The 13,856-nt window shown below is 57.5% G+C and carries 19 protein-coding genes; 3 read left to right on the forward strand and 16 right to left on the reverse strand.

Features of this window, described 5'->3' with window-relative positions; all coding sequences use genetic code 11:
• Positions 1–69 precede the first annotated feature (69 nt).
• A complete protein-coding gene (gene dksA / locus EDC27_RS00370; RefSeq protein WP_123288661.1) occupies positions 70–432 on the forward strand; it encodes an RNA polymerase-binding protein DksA in 363 nt (120 codons plus the stop codon).
• Here the strand turns inward: dksA and EDC27_RS00375 are convergent.
• From EDC27_RS00375 to EDC27_RS00400, 6 genes are read right to left on the reverse strand one after another with little or no spacing between them, the layout of a single operon-like run.
• Complete coding sequence (locus EDC27_RS00375; RefSeq protein ID WP_170161481.1) at positions 429–1,487, reverse strand: biotin--[acetyl-CoA-carboxylase] ligase; 1,059 nt, start codon at positions 1,485–1,487, stop codon at positions 429–431. The two genes, dksA and EDC27_RS00375, sit on opposite strands and share 4 nt — an antisense overlap.
• The gene (gene cobS, locus EDC27_RS00380) at positions 1,484–2,245 is read right to left on the reverse strand and encodes an adenosylcobinamide-GDP ribazoletransferase (protein WP_123288644.1); all 762 of its coding nucleotides are present in this window, start codon (positions 2,243–2,245) and stop codon (positions 1,484–1,486) included. The genes EDC27_RS00375 and cobS overlap by 4 nt, the downstream gene beginning before the upstream one ends.
• Positions 2,246–2,257: 12 nt before the next feature.
• Positions 2,258–2,788 carry a bifunctional adenosylcobinamide kinase/adenosylcobinamide-phosphate guanylyltransferase gene (gene cobU, locus EDC27_RS00385; protein WP_123288645.1) on the reverse strand — a complete coding sequence of 177 codons (531 nt, stop codon included), beginning with the start codon at positions 2,786–2,788 and terminating at the stop codon, positions 2,258–2,260.
• Positions 2,785–3,672, reverse strand: a complete 888-nt coding sequence (locus EDC27_RS00390; protein ID WP_123288662.1) for a ParB/RepB/Spo0J family partition protein — start codon at positions 3,670–3,672, stop codon at positions 2,785–2,787. Before EDC27_RS00390 ends, cobU begins: the two co-directional genes overlap by 4 nt.
• Complete coding sequence (locus EDC27_RS00395) at positions 3,665–4,435, reverse strand: ParA family protein (RefSeq protein ID WP_123288646.1); 771 nt, start codon at positions 4,433–4,435, stop codon at positions 3,665–3,667. The genes EDC27_RS00390 and EDC27_RS00395 overlap by 8 nt, the downstream gene beginning before the upstream one ends.
• The gene (locus EDC27_RS00400) at positions 4,432–4,695 is read right to left on the reverse strand and encodes a DUF6504 family protein (RefSeq protein ID WP_123288647.1); all 264 of its coding nucleotides are present in this window, start codon (positions 4,693–4,695) and stop codon (positions 4,432–4,434) included. Before EDC27_RS00400 ends, EDC27_RS00395 begins: the two co-directional genes overlap by 4 nt.
• A gap of 97 nt (positions 4,696–4,792) precedes the next feature.
• Between EDC27_RS00400 and EDC27_RS00405 the strand changes: the two genes are divergently transcribed.
• Entirely contained in the window at positions 4,793–5,314 is a 522-nt protein-coding gene (locus tag EDC27_RS00405; RefSeq protein WP_123288648.1) for a cysteine hydrolase family protein, read from the forward strand.
• A 33-nt stretch (positions 5,315–5,347) separates the two neighbouring features.
• A complete protein-coding gene (locus EDC27_RS00410; RefSeq protein ID WP_123288649.1) occupies positions 5,348–6,715 on the forward strand; it encodes a nicotinate phosphoribosyltransferase in 1,368 nt (455 codons plus the stop codon).
• On the opposite strand, the gene rsmG is transcribed toward EDC27_RS00410, so the two are convergent.
• The 10 genes from rsmG to EDC27_RS15845 form a co-directional block, all read right to left on the reverse strand.
• Positions 6,710–7,528, reverse strand: coding sequence for a 16S rRNA (guanine(527)-N(7))-methyltransferase RsmG (gene rsmG, locus EDC27_RS00415; RefSeq protein ID WP_123288650.1), 819 nt, complete (start codon positions 7,526–7,528; stop codon positions 6,710–6,712). The genes EDC27_RS00410 and rsmG overlap by 6 nt on opposite strands.
• A 21-nt stretch (positions 7,529–7,549) precedes the next feature.
• Positions 7,550–8,953, reverse strand: a complete 1,404-nt coding sequence (gene mnmE / locus EDC27_RS00420; RefSeq protein ID WP_123288651.1) for a tRNA uridine-5-carboxymethylaminomethyl(34) synthesis GTPase MnmE — start codon at positions 8,951–8,953, stop codon at positions 7,550–7,552.
• Positions 8,954–8,975: 22 nt separating this feature from the next.
• Positions 8,976–9,659: an RNA-binding cell elongation regulator Jag/EloR gene (gene jag / locus EDC27_RS00425; protein ID WP_123288652.1), complete on the reverse strand. Its 684-nt coding sequence runs from the start codon at positions 9,657–9,659 to the stop codon at positions 8,976–8,978.
• Positions 9,660–9,724: 65 nt separating this feature from the next.
• Positions 9,725–11,404, reverse strand: a complete 1,680-nt coding sequence (gene yidC / locus EDC27_RS00430) for a membrane protein insertase YidC (RefSeq protein ID WP_170161482.1) — start codon at positions 11,402–11,404, stop codon at positions 9,725–9,727.
• A gap of 5 nt (positions 11,405–11,409) precedes the next feature.
• Positions 11,410–11,643 carry a membrane protein insertion efficiency factor YidD gene (gene yidD / locus EDC27_RS00435; protein WP_123288663.1) on the reverse strand — a complete coding sequence of 78 codons (234 nt, stop codon included), beginning with the start codon at positions 11,641–11,643 and terminating at the stop codon, positions 11,410–11,412.
• Positions 11,643–12,041 carry a ribonuclease P protein component gene (gene rnpA, locus EDC27_RS00440; protein WP_123288654.1) on the reverse strand — a complete coding sequence of 133 codons (399 nt, stop codon included), beginning with the start codon at positions 12,039–12,041 and terminating at the stop codon, positions 11,643–11,645. The genes yidD and rnpA overlap by 1 nt, the downstream gene beginning before the upstream one ends.
• Complete coding sequence (gene rpmH, locus EDC27_RS00445; protein WP_123288655.1) at positions 12,041–12,175, reverse strand: 50S ribosomal protein L34; 135 nt, start codon at positions 12,173–12,175, stop codon at positions 12,041–12,043. The genes rnpA and rpmH overlap by 1 nt, the downstream gene beginning before the upstream one ends.
• A gap of 193 nt (positions 12,176–12,368) precedes the next feature.
• Positions 12,369–12,770, reverse strand: a complete 402-nt coding sequence (locus EDC27_RS00450) for an SDR family NAD(P)-dependent oxidoreductase (RefSeq protein ID WP_170161483.1) — start codon at positions 12,768–12,770, stop codon at positions 12,369–12,371.
• A gap of 12 nt (positions 12,771–12,782) precedes the next feature.
• Positions 12,783–13,010, reverse strand: a complete 228-nt coding sequence (locus EDC27_RS00455) for a hypothetical protein (protein WP_123288657.1) — start codon at positions 13,008–13,010, stop codon at positions 12,783–12,785.
• A 63-nt stretch (positions 13,011–13,073) separates the two neighbouring features.
• Positions 13,074–13,226 (reverse strand): hypothetical protein, encoded by a 153-nt coding sequence (locus EDC27_RS15845; RefSeq protein WP_170161484.1) that lies wholly within the window; start codon positions 13,224–13,226, stop codon positions 13,074–13,076.
• Positions 13,227–13,856: the final 630 nt, after the last annotated feature.

A 13,856-nucleotide genomic window follows, 5' to 3' on the forward strand; every position in this document is an offset into this window, starting at 1 on the left:
TAAGCTTTACAAGGCGGCATGCCTTGTGCTAGCCAACATCCCTTCATGACAGCGCGCGGAGGATTCGCCATGGACCAAGAGACACTGGCTTACTTCAAAGAAATCCTCGAACAGCGACTGCGCGAGCTTATCGAGGAAGCGGAAAAGACGGTGACGGGCATGACCGATGAAGGAGAGACCTTTCCAGACCCCACCGACAGGGCCTCTCTGGAATCAGACCGCAACTTCATGCTGCGCATTCGCGATCGAGAACGCAAGCTCATCACGAAAATTCGCGAAGCCCTTCAGCGGATCGAAGATGGTTCCTTTGGCATCTGCGAGGCCTGCGGCGACGATATCGGCATCGAACGCCTCAAGGCTCGCCCCGTGACAACCTTGTGCATTGATTGCAAGCGTCGCCAAGAGGCTTTGGAAAAGATTCGAGAAGCCTAAGATGATGACGGTTCAGGCGCATCTTGCTGAACCTCCCGCAGGTGCAGGATGTCGCCAACCCACACGGTCTCGCGCCGCCCACCCTCCATGTCCAAGACCAGGGCACCACGGTCTGTCAAATCCCGTGCGACGCCTTCCAGAATCCTTTCCGAAACCTGCACACGAACCACTTTGCCTATGACGGCCGACACCGCAATGAGGTCCTCCCGAAGCGCTTGGAGGCCCTGAGCCATGTAGATTTCGTCCAGTTCTTCCCAGGTGTTGAGAAACCCCGCCAGGACATGGGGGCGGCTCCACGCCCACGGTTCCTCACCGCTCGGCTGGGCGCCGAGTCTTTCGCGCTCAAGAGCCAGAGACGTGGCGGGATAGAGGGTGTCGGACGGCAGATCCATGGAGCTATGAAGAACATTGACGCCCACACCCACCACCACGAATTGTATACGGTCCGGGTCCGAGTGCATTTCCGTAAGAATGCCGGCCACTTTCTTTCCCGAGATCAAAATATCGTTAGGCCATTTGATGCGAGCGGGCAGGCCATAGAGATCCCTAAGAGAACGAGCCAAAGCCAGAGAGGCCGTAAGGGTTGTTTCGTGTCCATAGCGCGGCGGCAGTTCGGGCCGCAAAATCACGGAAAGGTAGAGCCCCAATCCTCTAAGCGAAACCCAAGGCCGTCGAAGTCGACCTCGACCTGCCGTCTGCTCTTCAGCCACCACCACCGTTCCATGCGGCGCGCCCGTTCGAGCCAAATCCATGGCGCGATCGTTCGTGGATTCGATGGTTTCGTGGTACTCGTAAGTGCGACCAAAACATCGCGTGCGCAACAAAGGGATCACTTCTTCCGGCCTCAAGGAATGGCTCCACGCCTTCAACCGATAGCCTCTCTTGCGCTGGCTTTCGATCTGGTAGCCTCGAGATTGAAGGGTGCGAATGTGTTTCCACACCGCCGTGCGCGAGATGCCCAAAGCAGCGGCCAATTCGTTGCCGGAAACGGTTTCATGGCAGCGCCGTTTGAGTTCCGCCAGTATGGCAAGACATGTGCTCGAGCGGCCTGTCATGAGCCCACTCCTTGGGTGATCACCAGAGCCGCATGGTAAAGAAGGATTTCGGTCACTTCGTTCACCGCGCCCAACATATCCCCCGTCATGCCTCCAAGCCATCGCTTCGCCGCATATCGAAGCGCTGTCGCCGAAACCATGGCGACCGCCAGCATGAGCCAGGCCCAGTGCTGAAACAGGGCCAGCGCCAAAAGAACAGCCCAGACCGAGGCCCAGAACAGTTCATGACGCCCCAACCGATCCACAAAGGCTTTGCCCAAGCCACCTTCGGGGCGGGCATACGCCACTTTGTGCATGGACAGTACCATGGCATAGCGGCTCAGGGCTGGCACTACAAGAAGCGCTGACCAACGCTGCGCGGATAGCAAGCCGGAGACGGCAGACACCTTGAGGCCCAGGCCCAGAATCAAGGCGATCACACCAAAGGATCCCACGCGACTGTCTTTCATGATGGCCAGCCGTCGCTGGGGTTCATAAGCGCCCCCCATGCCATCGGCCACATCCGCCAGACCATCCAAGTGCAAGCCGCGGGTAATCCATACTCCAAGCCCAACCACCCACCAGGCGGTCAATTCGGGTGAAAAACAAATCGCAAGGCTCCAGCCCGCTGCAGCCTGCAGAATGCCGACCATGAGCCCCACGACGGGAAACGCCGTGAGGGACTTCGCCACTTTATCGTCGCCACAGAGCACGGCACCTTGCCCCGGAAGGCGAAGCCGCGTGAGAAATCCCAACGCGAAAACGAAGGACCTCCACATGGCGCTGAATCCTTATCGCGGCTTCAAAGGCACCGGAATACCGGCAATGACGTAGGTGACTGCTCGACAGGCTTGGGCAATTCTCTGATTGGCCCAACCGGCCAAATCCCGGTAGAATCGCGCCAAGGCGTTGTCCGGCACAATACCGCACCCCACCTCATTGGAGACCAGAAGTAGCGGGGATCGTGCCGAGTGCAGCACGTCGCATACAGAGGCTACCTGGGCTCTGATGGCTCCCTCTTCCAAGGACAAGACAAGATTAGAATACCACAGGGTAAGACAGTCCACCAGAATCGGGGCAGGTTCCGAATCCAATTGCCGCAAAAGGTCCGCTAAATGAATGGGGCACTCGATGGTTCGCCATGTGGCTCCGCGCCGCTTTTGGTGCTCCCGCACACGCCGGGCCATTTCGTCGTCAAGGATCTGTGCCGTAGCTACATAGCGGTGGGGCGGGGGCATAGACATCACAAGGGCTTCGGCATAGGTGCTCTTGCCGCTTCTCGCCCCTCCCAGAATCAGGTGCGGCGTCTCAAGCCGGCTCATGAACCTGCATCGTCCGCATCACCTGCGTCCTGCACACCCAAGTGACGCAGCAGCGTTTGAAGTTGTTGAGCATCGCGGTAGGCAATGGTCACTGTTCCGGATTCTCCTTGCCTTCGCACCGTGACGGGTAGATTCAAATGCTGGCGCAGGCGCTTTTCCATCTCCTGCCAGCGTGATCGAGGGGGAGCGCCCTCGCTGCGCTTTTTCCCCTGAAGAAAAAAGTTGATCCGCTTTTCGGTCTGGCGCACGGAAAGCTGGCCGCGCAAAATGGCATCGCGCATGGTTAGACGAGATTCATCGTCGGGCAAGGCCAAAAGGGCTCGAGCATGGCCCATGGTCAAGCGTCCGTCCAAAAGATCCTCTTGGATGACCAACGGCAGTTGAGTCAAGCGCATGATGTTGGCGACGGTGGATCGGTCCTTACCCACGCGTTGAGCGATATGGGCCTGAGTGAGCCCGAATTCGTCGTGTAGGCGCCGATAGGCGGCCGCCTGTTCGATGCAGTTGAGATCCTGGCGCTGCAGGTTTTCCACCAGAGCCAATTCCAAAGCTTCCCGTGGCGTGGCCTCCCGCACCACCACCGGCACTTCGCGCAACCCCGCCGCTCGAGCCGCCTGCCAACGCCTTTCTCCCGCAACGATGGTGTAGGTTTCCTGTTCCGGGCCACGAGAAACCAGAATGGGCTGAAGAATACCGTTTTCTCGAACGGAATCGACCAGCTCTCGAAAGGCTTCGTCTTCCACCTTTTGTCGCGGCTGATAGGGATTCGGCCTCAGTCGCTCCACAGGGCAGTAAAACACCTGCACCTCTTCCCTTTTGAGCCAGTCGGTGGACGGAAGCAGGTCTTGAAGTCCTCGACCCAATCCTTTTCTCTTTTCAGCCACCACAGCGCTCCGTTTCCAGCAACTCATCGGCCAAGGCCATGTAGGCTCGAGCTCCCGCGGAATTTCTGTCATACACGGTAATGGGCAGCCCGTGACTGGGACACTCGCTCAAGCGCACATTTCGCGGAATCATGGTCTTGAACACTCGCCCGCCCAAGTGTTGGCGCACCTCCATGGCCACCTGGTGGCACAGGTTGTTGCGCCGATCAAACATGGTTAGCACGATGCCTCGAATGCGCAAATGAGGGTTCCATCGCATCTTGATCTTGCGTATGGTTTCCAGCAAGAGGGTCAGCCCTTCCATGGCAAAATATTCGCACTGCAGGGGAATCAGGACGCTTTGCGCGGCACACAAGCTGTTGACCGTCAGAAGCCCCAAGGAGGGGGGGCAGTCCAGAATGATGGCATCGAAATCCTGCCAAAGGCCATCCATCTTGTGCGCCAGGACCGTCTCAGCTCCGCTTTGCGCAGCCAATTCCCACTCGGCGGCCGCCAGCGTGGGATTTGAGGGAAGAAGCCACAAAGGAAGGCTGTCCACGGGTCGATGTAAGGGAGGCGGCACATCGTGGCAAAGAAAACCGTATAAAGTGGCCTCGGCGTCGACAACGCGAACGCCAAGGCCGCTGGAAGCGTTGCCTTGGGCATCACAGTCGACGAGAAGCACCCGCTCACCCTTGGCTGCCAAAGCGGCCCCTAGATTGATGGCCGTGGTGGTCTTGCCCACGCCCCCTTTCTGGTTGGCAATGGCCATGACGCACGTCATGGAGCCGATTCCTCCTGCGGCCCAACCACAAGGCTCCAGCTGTCAAAAAGTTCGTGGTAGCGCACCAAGAACTGTTCCCCCGTGTCCACCCGCACGCGATAATAGCGCATGGGCACTCGATGCGAGGCAACAAAGCCTTCATACCAGCGATCTTCGACGGCAACCACTCGATAATACCGCCCTCGCCATAGGAACTCTGCAGGCTCTTGGGCCCCGGCATAATGATCACGCGTGGTCACCGCAATGCGCTCCAACTGCATGCTTTTCTCTCACCCTCTAGAATAAAGGATGCTTAATATACCAGTTAGACTTGTGATACAATGCCTTTTCTAAACTCGTCGGCACGGAGGTAGGACCATGGCACGCAAAGCCCTTTTGGTTATCGACATGCTGAACGATTTCCTGGATCCTCGAGGCGCCCTGTACTGTGGCGAGACGGCCAGAGCCATTATTCCCACCGTGGGACAACTCATGGAGGACTTTGCCAAAAACGGAGACATGGTCGTCATGGTTCAAGATGCCCATGCCCAGGACGATCCCGAGTTCAAAATGTTTGCACCCCATGCCGTGCGCGGCACCTGGGGCGGGGCTGTGATTCCCGAGTTGCCCCAGATTAGTGGGGCCATCAAGATCGAAAAGACACGTTACAGCGCCTTTTTCGGCACGGATCTGGACCGTATCCTCAAGGAATATGCTCCCGAGGAAGTGTGGGTGGTGGGCGTGTGCACATCCATCTGCGTCATGGACACCGTAGGGGATCTGCGCAATCGAGATTATGCGGTGGTGGTGCCGTCCCAGGCCGTCGCCGACTTCGACCCTGAATTTCATGCTTTTGCGCTGAAACGCATGGAGCGCGTCTACGGTGCCGTCGTTCGCTGAACACGAACCCATTCTTGCCAGGAGGCCTCGTCCATGGCGCTGTGGCACGGTTATCGACCAGAACTGCTCACCGATTTTTACCAATTCACCATGGCGGCAAGCTATTGGAAAGAAGGCATGCGGGGACGAGCCGCCTTTAGCCTCTTTATTCGAGACCTACCGCCTCATCGAGCCTATTTCGTCAGCGCGGGATTGCAGAGTCTTCTCGCTTTCCTGGACGATTTTCATTTCGACGCGAGCTCCATTCAGTATCTGCGCTCATTAGGACGGTTTCCCGAAGGGTTTCTAAAATACCTGGAAAGTGTACGTTTCACGGGAACCGTGCGGGCCATTCCCGAAGGGCGCATCTTTTTTCCCAACGAACCCATTCTCGAAGTCACGGCACCCATTGTGGAAGGACAGCTGCTCGAAACGCTCATCATCAACACTCTTCATCTGGAAATCCTTGTGGCCACCAAAGCCTCTCGGTGCGTGCACGCCGCCCGTGGCCGCCCTCTCATCGACTTCTCTCCGAGACGCACGCACGGCGTCGACGCCGCCTTAAAGACGGCGCGATCCAGCTTCCTCACAGGATTCATCGGCACCAGCAATGTCCTTGCGGGGCAGATGTACGGCATTCCCGTGTTCGGCACCATGGCCCACTCTTACATCACCAGTTTTCTTCGTGAAATGGATGCATTTCGAGCCTATGCCGCGGCATTTCCGGACAACACCGTCTTGCTGCTGGACACTTACGACACCTTGAGCGCCGCGGAGAAGGCCGTGGTCATAGCACGAGAGCTTCAGGCGCAGGGTAAGAAACTGAGAGGTGTGCGGCTGGACAGTGGCGACCTGACACGATTGAGCTCTCAGGTGCGTGAACTCTTTTGCCGACACGGCTTTTCGGACCTGGCCATCATGGCCAGCGGTAATCTGGATGAATATCGCGTGGAAGAGTTGCTCCAGTCGGGCGCCCACATCGATCTTTTCGGCATCGGCACGCGGCTGGGGGTTTCCGCCGACGCACCCTATCTGGACATGGCCTACAAGCTGGTGGAATATGACGGCCGGCCGGTACTAAAGCTAAGCCCAGGAAAGAAGACGTGGGTCGGTGAAAAGCAGGTTTTTCGATCCTACGATCCCTCAGGGCTCATGGAATACGACATCCTTGGGCTCAAGCAAGAAAAACACCCGGGAGCTGAACCGCTTCTTGAGCCCGTGGTGGTGCAGGGACGGCGCACGGCTGCCGAAGAATCCCTTGCCGAAATCCGCGCCCGCTTTCGAGCCGATTGGGAACGGCTGCCCGAGGAGTACAAAAAGCTCAGGCCGGAAAAAATTTATCCGGTGCGCCCCAGCGATCCACTTCTAGCCCTGCAGGATCGCGTCCGGCACAGTCGCGTGGCGGAAGAGATTGGATCATGACCGTCGACGCCTCCAGCAAAGTAGCCGCCTAGGTTCGTCCAAGCCCGGAAGCGTGTACTCGCGGTCCTCGAGGCGCTTCAGAACCCCCTCGAGTTCCGCCCCATCCGTGCTCTCGGCTTTCAGTGCGGCCATAGCCTCGTTGGTCACTGACCGAGCTCGCCGCGCACCACGGAAAAAGGATGTGGGGCAGAACCTCAATTCCAGATGTTGCGGCACCGTGACCGGAGGTACAAACCCGCACCAGTAGGCTACCACGCCGTCTGGCTTCAGCAGCGCCCCCAGCCGGCGGAGCAAGGCTTCATTTACCCGCACGGCCCGAACGGTGATGAGGTCAAAAAAGCTTGGCACTTCAAGCGCTTTCCATGCACCACCGGCGTGAATGCCGCCGTGGAAGACCGGCTTTTGAAACACCTCTTCCAGTCGCCCCTCCAGGACCCTCACGTTTTTCAAGTGTATGTCGGCGGCGCAAAACTTGAGAAAACTCACTTTCTTGCGGTCAGCATCCAACAGGACCACATGAAGATCCGGGCACGTCACCGCCAGAGGTATGCCAGGAAAGCCTGCGCCACTCCCCACATCCAGGGCCACGCCCCGCTGAGGCAGCCAGGGCCGGGGTATGAGGCTGTCCAGCACGTGCTGCACCACGGCATCCACGCCCGTGATGCGGGTCAAATTGATCCGCCGGTTCCAGAGCTCCACCAGTTCCAGGTGGCGGCAACACATGGCCACCTGGTCCGCCGACAACTTCAGACCGCAGGAAGCGGCAAGGCCGGCCAACAGCTCACGACACGGGCCATGGTGTGCTTGCATCATGGTCGTTAGGTCTCGAAGGGCTCACTTGCCGATACAAAATCGAGAAAAGATGCGCTCGAGCACTGCATCGTCCACATGGAGGCCCAGGATCTCTTCCACGGCGCTTCGAGCCGCTCGCACCTCTTCGGCTACCAACTCGGGGAACCCCTGCGCGCGAGCCACCTCAACGGCTCGGTCTAGAGCCAACACGGCGCGCTCCAGGCACTCTTTTTGTCTTACATTGACGGCAAAGGTGGATTCCGCTCCCAAGACAACTTCTTGAAGCACGTCACGTTCCAAAAACCGTTTCAAACGCTCGATGTCGCCTGGGTCGTGCGCACACAGATGGATAATGGCATTCTCCAGGCCGTAGCGTGCCTTCAGGTCGTCCACACTGGTTTCCATGGGACAATCCCTCTTGTTGAGGATCACCAGTCGCTTTTTATGACGCGTTTTTTCCTGAATGCGATCATCATCCGCATCCAAATATCGGCTTTGATCTACAATCCACAGCACCAAATCGGCTTCGTCAACGCAGCGCAGTGTCCGTTCAATCCCTAGGGATTCGATCATGTCAGGTTTTTCCCGAATTCCTGCCGTATCCAGCACGCGTACCCACAATCCTGCGACAAGGAAACCGTCTTCGATGACGTCTCGCGTCGTGCCCGCAACGGGTGTGACAATGGCCCGTTCCTGCCCCACCAAGGCGTTGAGAAGGGATGATTTGCCCACGTTGGGCTTTCCCACAAGAACCAAGGAAAGGCCTTCGCGAAGCACGCGGGCTTCTTCATAGCTCTCCGCAAGACGGCGCAGAGCCGGAAGGATGTCTCTTTCCAGTTGTTCGGCCACAGCCTCCAGCTCAGAGGCGCCCTCGAGCTCCATATCTTCGGAAAAATCCAACGACGCCTCCAGCCGTGCCTCAAGCTCCAGGAGTTCATTACGCCACCGCGAGACCTGCTGCCCAAAACCCCTGCGCAACTGTTTTCCGGCGGCTTCCAGAGCCTTTTCCGATCGAGCGTGAATCACGTCAATCACGGCTTCGGCCTGAGACAGATCCAAGCGGCCATGCAAAAAGGCTCTGAGCGTGAATTCTCCAGGGCGAGCCAGTCGGGCCCCATGGCTCAGCACCAGCTCGAGAATGCGCTGCAGGACGACGTAGCCGCTGTGGCAGTTGATTTCCACCACATCTTCGCCGGTGTAGGATCTCGGTCCGGCCATGTAACTGGCCAGGACTTCATCGATGGGACTTTGGGTTTCTGGGTCGACGATCCAGCCGTAGATCAGTTTGTGGGATGGGGGCAAAACAAAGGAGGCGTGGGCGGGCCGAAAGATTTTCTGCAGAAGGGTGAGGGCATCGGGGCCACTGATCTTGATGATCCCGATGCCCCCGATGCCGATGGGAGTCGCAATGGCGCAGATTGTCTCGGATCGGCAGGCAATGTCCATCGTGCGCGGATGCAGCCTCCGCTCACTGTGCGTTGGATTTCGCTTCGGTCATGGAGTCTGGAATGTTTTTAGTTTTCTTGGCCGGGTAGATAACCACCCGACGTAGGTTGCCTTCGCCCTTGCTCTTAGTGCGAACGCCCCGGTCTTCTTTCAAAGCCATGTGAATGATCCGTCGGTCTTGAGCGTTCATGGGACCTGTGGTTGCAGGACGTCGAGATTTCTTGACCCGCTCACTCAATTGAAGGGCCATTTCGGTGAGGTTGCTTTCACGTTTTGAGCGGTAATTTTCCGTGTCCACGATCACAGGCACATTGTCGCCCACCTCTCGACTGACAATCTTGCTCACCACGTACTGCAATGCATTGAGGGTCTTGCCCCGCTTGCCGATGAGCAGCCCCGAGCCGTTGCTCACGATGTTTAAATAAACACTCTCTTCCCGCACTTCACTTTCCACAACGGTGGGAACGTCCACATATTTGAGGATTTCCGTGAGCACCTGCTTGGCCCGTTCGCACGCCATGCCGAGAGGCGTTTCCTTGGGGGTGACGCGAATGCGCGCCTTGCGGGCCCCGACAATGCCAAAAATGCCCGAAGAGCCTTTGGACAGGATTTCAATGTCCAGCTTTTCCTGAGGCAATTGGAACGCCTCACAGGCCAAATGAATGGCATCGTCAAGGGTTTTCCCTTCAAACTCCTGCGCTGGCATACTCTCCTCCGTTTGTCATCCGAAGCGCACGCACGATCGCCAATTTGAAGCGGAGAGGCGCCTGGTTAAGCCTGACGGTTGATCCAGTACTGCTGCACGATGGACAGAACATTGTTCACAAACCAATATAGCACGAGACCCGATGGAAAGTTGATAAAGAATACGGTGAAAATCACGGGCATCATGAGCATGAGCTTTTCCTGTCGGGGATCCCCCGCCGATGGCGTCATCTTTTGCTGAATGAACATGCTCGCCCCCATGAGCAGGGTGAGCACGGGGAGCCCTCCCAAGTACGGCACTTCAAAACCCACGGACAGTCGATCGGGGGCCGTGAGATCGTTGATCCAGAGCCAAAACGGTTGATGCCGCAATTCGATGGCGCCGTAGAGCATTCGATAAAGGGCAAAAAACACCGGAATCTGCAGCACTATGGGAAGACACCCGCCCAGCGGGTTCACCTTGTAGGTGCGGTAGAGCATCATGAGTTCCTGGTTGAGCTTTTCTCGATCGTCTTTGTACTTTTCTCGTATCTGGGCCATCTTGGGCTGAATCTTTTTCATGACCTGCATGGACTTGAAGCTCTTATGGGTGAGGGGCCAAAAGAGAATCTTGATGATGACGGTCAAGATGATGATGGCAACCCCGTAGTTGTGCGTGTAGTTGTAAATCCACCGAAGGAACATCAGCAAGGGCTTGGCCAGGAAGCTGAACCACCCAAAATCCAAGGCGCGCTCCAGCCGCACGTCCCCCCGCTTCAAAGCATCCTGTTCCTTGGGACCCCAATAATAGGTGTTGGAAACGGTCAGTGTAGCCCCAGGATCCACAGTAAAGGGGTCGGTCAAATAGACCAGCTGCACCAAGCCGGAACCGGCATCCAGAAGCCTTGCGGCCACCTGAAAATGCTGGTCTGCAGCGGGAACCACGGCCTGGAGAAAATAGTTGTTGTCAAAACCCACCCAGTGCACAGGCGGTTTTAGAATGGGGGTGTCCTTTTTCAAGGCTTTTTGGTTGAAATGCTCTAAAGATCCGTTTTTCAACACCGTCACATGGGACTGGTTGTAGGACGATGCCAAACCTTCAAAGGGCATGGCGTAAGAGCTAATTCCCAGCTGGTCTGTAAGTGGCGCCTCGGATAGGTTGGTCAAGGAAACCTCCACCTTTACGGCGTAGGTGTCCGCCGAAAAACGCAGAATCTTTTGCACCCGAACGATTCCAGGAACTTCCGCGGAAAGGATTAGGGCCTTTTCCCCATCACCCGGGTTCAGACGCATTTCCGTGGGCGCATCACCGTCGTAGGCCATGGTCGCCAAAGGCCATTCCTTATGGTGGAGCAAATCCACGGCCAGAGGAAGGTATCCCATCCCCTTGGATGGAATGAGGTCCATGGGAGGGGCGGACGGGTCGACCGATTGTCGGTGTTTTTTCAGTGTGAAGCTTTCGATGCGCCCACCTGCGGCAGCAACGCGCGCCGTATAAAGGGGGGTGTCTACAACCCAGGACTTGGACGAAGGCGCAACCGTGGCGGCGTGCTGCTGGGGAACATGGGACCAATCCACGCCACGCGAAGCCTCCGACCCAGCAAAAGAGCTCGACGGGGCCGTGGAGGATTCACGCTTGGGCTCGGTTGCCGTCTCAGAAACGGCAGGGGATTCAGCCTTGCGCGCCGGTTGCGGCGTGAAATACACTTCCCAAAGAAATAAAACAGCCATGGAGAGGGCAAATGCCAACAAGGCTCTTTTTTCCATGTAGATTACTCCGTAGACTTTCCTAAAGTGTGCGGCACGGGATCGACGCCGCCGGGATGCCAGGGATGGCATTTGAGAAGCCTACGGCCTCCCAGCACCACGCCGGCCACAAGGCCGTGCCTTTCAATGGCCTGATACATGTAAGCGGAACAAGACGGATAAAATCGGCAGTGGACTCCAAGGAAGGGCGACAGGCACACTTGATAGACTCTTAGAGCATACAAGACCAACCGTTTCATCATGCCATTCGTCGCCCCCCTCTTTTCAAGCATTCACCGAAAAGGTCGGCCATGCGGGCTGGGGTGACGGTTTCGGCGCCGGGTCGGGCAATGACCACAATGTCCAAGTTTGGTGGCGGCAGGGTGCTCTTGGCGTGCCGAAACCACTCCCGAAGGCATCGCTTGATGCGGTTCCTTGTCGCAGCCTTCCAGTACCTTTTTTGCACTACAAGCCCCAGGCGATGGTGCGGCAGGCCGTTGGGCGCCACACTGAGCACAAAAGGACCGCACGAAAGGCGCCAACCCTCCCGGCTCACCCTCTGATATTCCGAACGCTTTTTCAGGCGCTCCTCGGGACGAAAGGATAACGGGCGACATCTTGTGGTGGCCGACACGACCGCCCCGTGTTCCGCCTGCATCACACGGACAGTCGCTTTCGCCCCTTGGCCCGTCTCCTGTTGATGACGGCTCGACCCGACTTCGTGGCCATGCGAACGAGAAATCCGTGCGTGCGTTTCCGGCGCAAATTGTGAGGCTGATATGTGCGTTTCATGGACCTTTCCTTTCCCTTTCTTTCTTATGTCTCAACCCGGAAGCGCTTTCTTGCCTCAGGTCATGGCCCTTCGGGCTCTTTTACGGCGCACATTCTAGACGCGAATTGTTGCTTATAGTCAAGGCCCCCATTCCTTGTCAAGCGCGCCGTCACAGGGCTCGGTCAACGAAGGGTTTTGATGTGCCGGCTTTTTTCAGGCCGCGGCGCCGCAAGGTCGAAACAAAGGCAGTCCAAGATTTGAAGCCAGGCGTCGCCGCACGTTGCCATCGTCCACGGCGGCCACGCGATCAAGGGTGTCCCGTGCAAAGGAGGTGGCAAGCCACCAGATGAGGGCCGCTGGTTCCTCAAGGGGTCGAAGAAGGCCCGAACGCTCATAGCCCCGAAATTCTTCCACCGCTGAAAATGTCATATGGCGAATCCATTCATGCACGGCCGTGTCCACAATGCTGGCGTAGAGCAGGTGCACACGAAGATTGAAGCAGGCTTCGCGGGATTCCTCGGCAAGGGTTTTCCCAAAGAGTTCCAAGCCGTCCTTGGCGGCGCCATAGACGCTCCAACCGGCCACAGGATGGGTCGCGGCGCCGCTTGAGGTCACAATCAGCACCCCTCACCTGGCCTCGATCTTGCCCGGCAGGACCGGGCGAACCCTGTGAAAGGCCCTGATCAGGTTGACGACTTCGTTTTTGGACCAGTCTTCGAGAGGCTCGGCCCAGGTATCGCCCACGGACTCAATGACATTGGTGTTGGCCACCACGGTGTGCGGCACACCGGCCAGGGACATGACCTGCTCCACCAAGCGAGTCACATTTTTCCACGTGGAGACATCGCTCATCATGGCGTCGGCCTGCCCTTTTTACGCTCGAACGGCCTCGCATGCCTCTTCAATTTGCGTTGAGGTTCAAGCACACAGAAGGGTTCGGGCTTCCGCGCGCGCCAAGCTCTGCGCGGCGGCGCGCCCAATGCCACGGTCGGCTTCAGAAAAGACCATCACCAGCCCGCCCAGGCCAGCCTCTTGGGGAATTCTTGCTTCGTCCGTGGGTGAACTCCTCATGATGGGCATCTTTGTAAGGTATGTGGGGCTTAAAAGACACGCGGGCTTTGCGGACAGAGGGCAGGCTGGGGGTCCCCGCTTTTTCAACCCTTTCAGGGTCTTTCGCAGGGCCGTGGCCCTCCAGATCCACCATCTATTAAGCGGCGGGAGATGGCAGCCCTTTTTTGAAGGTCATTTTTCCGTACTGGCGTCGGCGCGCAGGGTTCACTGCCGGCAGACGGCGATTTTCTCCAGTCCCGTAAAAGTATGAACCATTGCAACAAAAAGTTGATGCCATTTTCGCTCCCGTTTTTTCAGTGCCTGCATCGGGGTTATGGGACCGAAAATTTTTTTGGAGACGCGCTTATTATAGCCCCCCGGATTGAGTCTAACCTTCCTTGCGTTGGGCTGCACGAGGGACCGGCTCAGGTGGCGGGTTTGTCGGCCATGATTTCAAAAAGACCCAGCGACAGGCCTGATCTATGTCTCGGCGAAGGCACCGAGGCAGTCCGAAACGCGCAACTGACCATTTGATCCATCTACGGGTATCGACCGGTAGGTGTTGGGTCCCATGTTATAGTATTCCACGAAGAAGCTATCCGCTGTTTCGTGCCCGCGAGAGGCTGCGCGTCATGGTTTCAAACGCAACAT

It is taken from the genome of Desulfosoma caldarium, assembly GCF_003751385.1.
Classification (GTDB): domain Bacteria; phylum Desulfobacterota; class Syntrophobacteria; order Syntrophobacterales; family DSM-9756; genus Desulfosoma; species Desulfosoma caldarium.

Excerpts from the sequence above, each read along its gene's own strand:
- dksA (WP_123288661.1), top strand. The coding sequence starts at position 70 with ATGGACCAAGAGACACTGGCTTACTTCAAAGAAATCCTCGAACAGCGA.
- EDC27_RS00375 (WP_170161481.1), bottom strand. The coding sequence starts at position 1,487 with ATGACAGGCCGCTCGAGCACATGTCTTGCCATACTGGCGGAACTCAAA.
- cobS (WP_123288644.1), bottom strand. The coding sequence starts at position 2,245 with ATGTGGAGGTCCTTCGTTTTCGCGTTGGGATTTCTCACGCGGCTTCGC.
- cobU (WP_123288645.1), bottom strand. The coding sequence starts at position 2,788 with ATGAGCCGGCTTGAGACGCCGCACCTGATTCTGGGAGGGGCGAGAAGC.
- EDC27_RS00395 (WP_123288646.1), bottom strand. The coding sequence starts at position 4,435 with ATGACGTGCGTCATGGCCATTGCCAACCAGAAAGGGGGCGTGGGCAAG.
- EDC27_RS00400 (WP_123288647.1), bottom strand. The coding sequence starts at position 4,695 with ATGCAGTTGGAGCGCATTGCGGTGACCACGCGTGATCATTATGCCGGG.
- EDC27_RS00405 (WP_123288648.1), top strand. The coding sequence starts at position 4,793 with ATGGCACGCAAAGCCCTTTTGGTTATCGACATGCTGAACGATTTCCTG.
- EDC27_RS00410 (WP_123288649.1), top strand. The coding sequence starts at position 5,348 with ATGGCGCTGTGGCACGGTTATCGACCAGAACTGCTCACCGATTTTTAC.
- rsmG (WP_123288650.1), bottom strand. The coding sequence starts at position 7,528 with ATGATGCAAGCACACCATGGCCCGTGTCGTGAGCTGTTGGCCGGCCTT.
- mnmE (WP_123288651.1), bottom strand. The coding sequence starts at position 8,953 with ATGGACATTGCCTGCCGATCCGAGACAATCTGCGCCATTGCGACTCCC.
- jag (WP_123288652.1), bottom strand. The coding sequence starts at position 9,659 with ATGCCAGCGCAGGAGTTTGAAGGGAAAACCCTTGACGATGCCATTCAT.
- yidC (WP_170161482.1), bottom strand. The coding sequence starts at position 11,404 with ATGGAAAAAAGAGCCTTGTTGGCATTTGCCCTCTCCATGGCTGTTTTA.
- yidD (WP_123288663.1), bottom strand. The coding sequence starts at position 11,643 with ATGAAACGGTTGGTCTTGTATGCTCTAAGAGTCTATCAAGTGTGCCTG.
- rnpA (WP_123288654.1), bottom strand. The coding sequence starts at position 12,041 with ATGCAGGCGGAACACGGGGCGGTCGTGTCGGCCACCACAAGATGTCGC.
- rpmH (WP_123288655.1), bottom strand. The coding sequence starts at position 12,175 with ATGAAACGCACATATCAGCCTCACAATTTGCGCCGGAAACGCACGCAC.
- EDC27_RS00455 (WP_123288657.1), bottom strand. The coding sequence starts at position 13,010 with ATGATGAGCGATGTCTCCACGTGGAAAAATGTGACTCGCTTGGTGGAG.
- EDC27_RS15845 (WP_170161484.1), bottom strand. The coding sequence starts at position 13,226 with ATGAGGAGTTCACCCACGGACGAAGCAAGAATTCCCCAAGAGGCTGGC.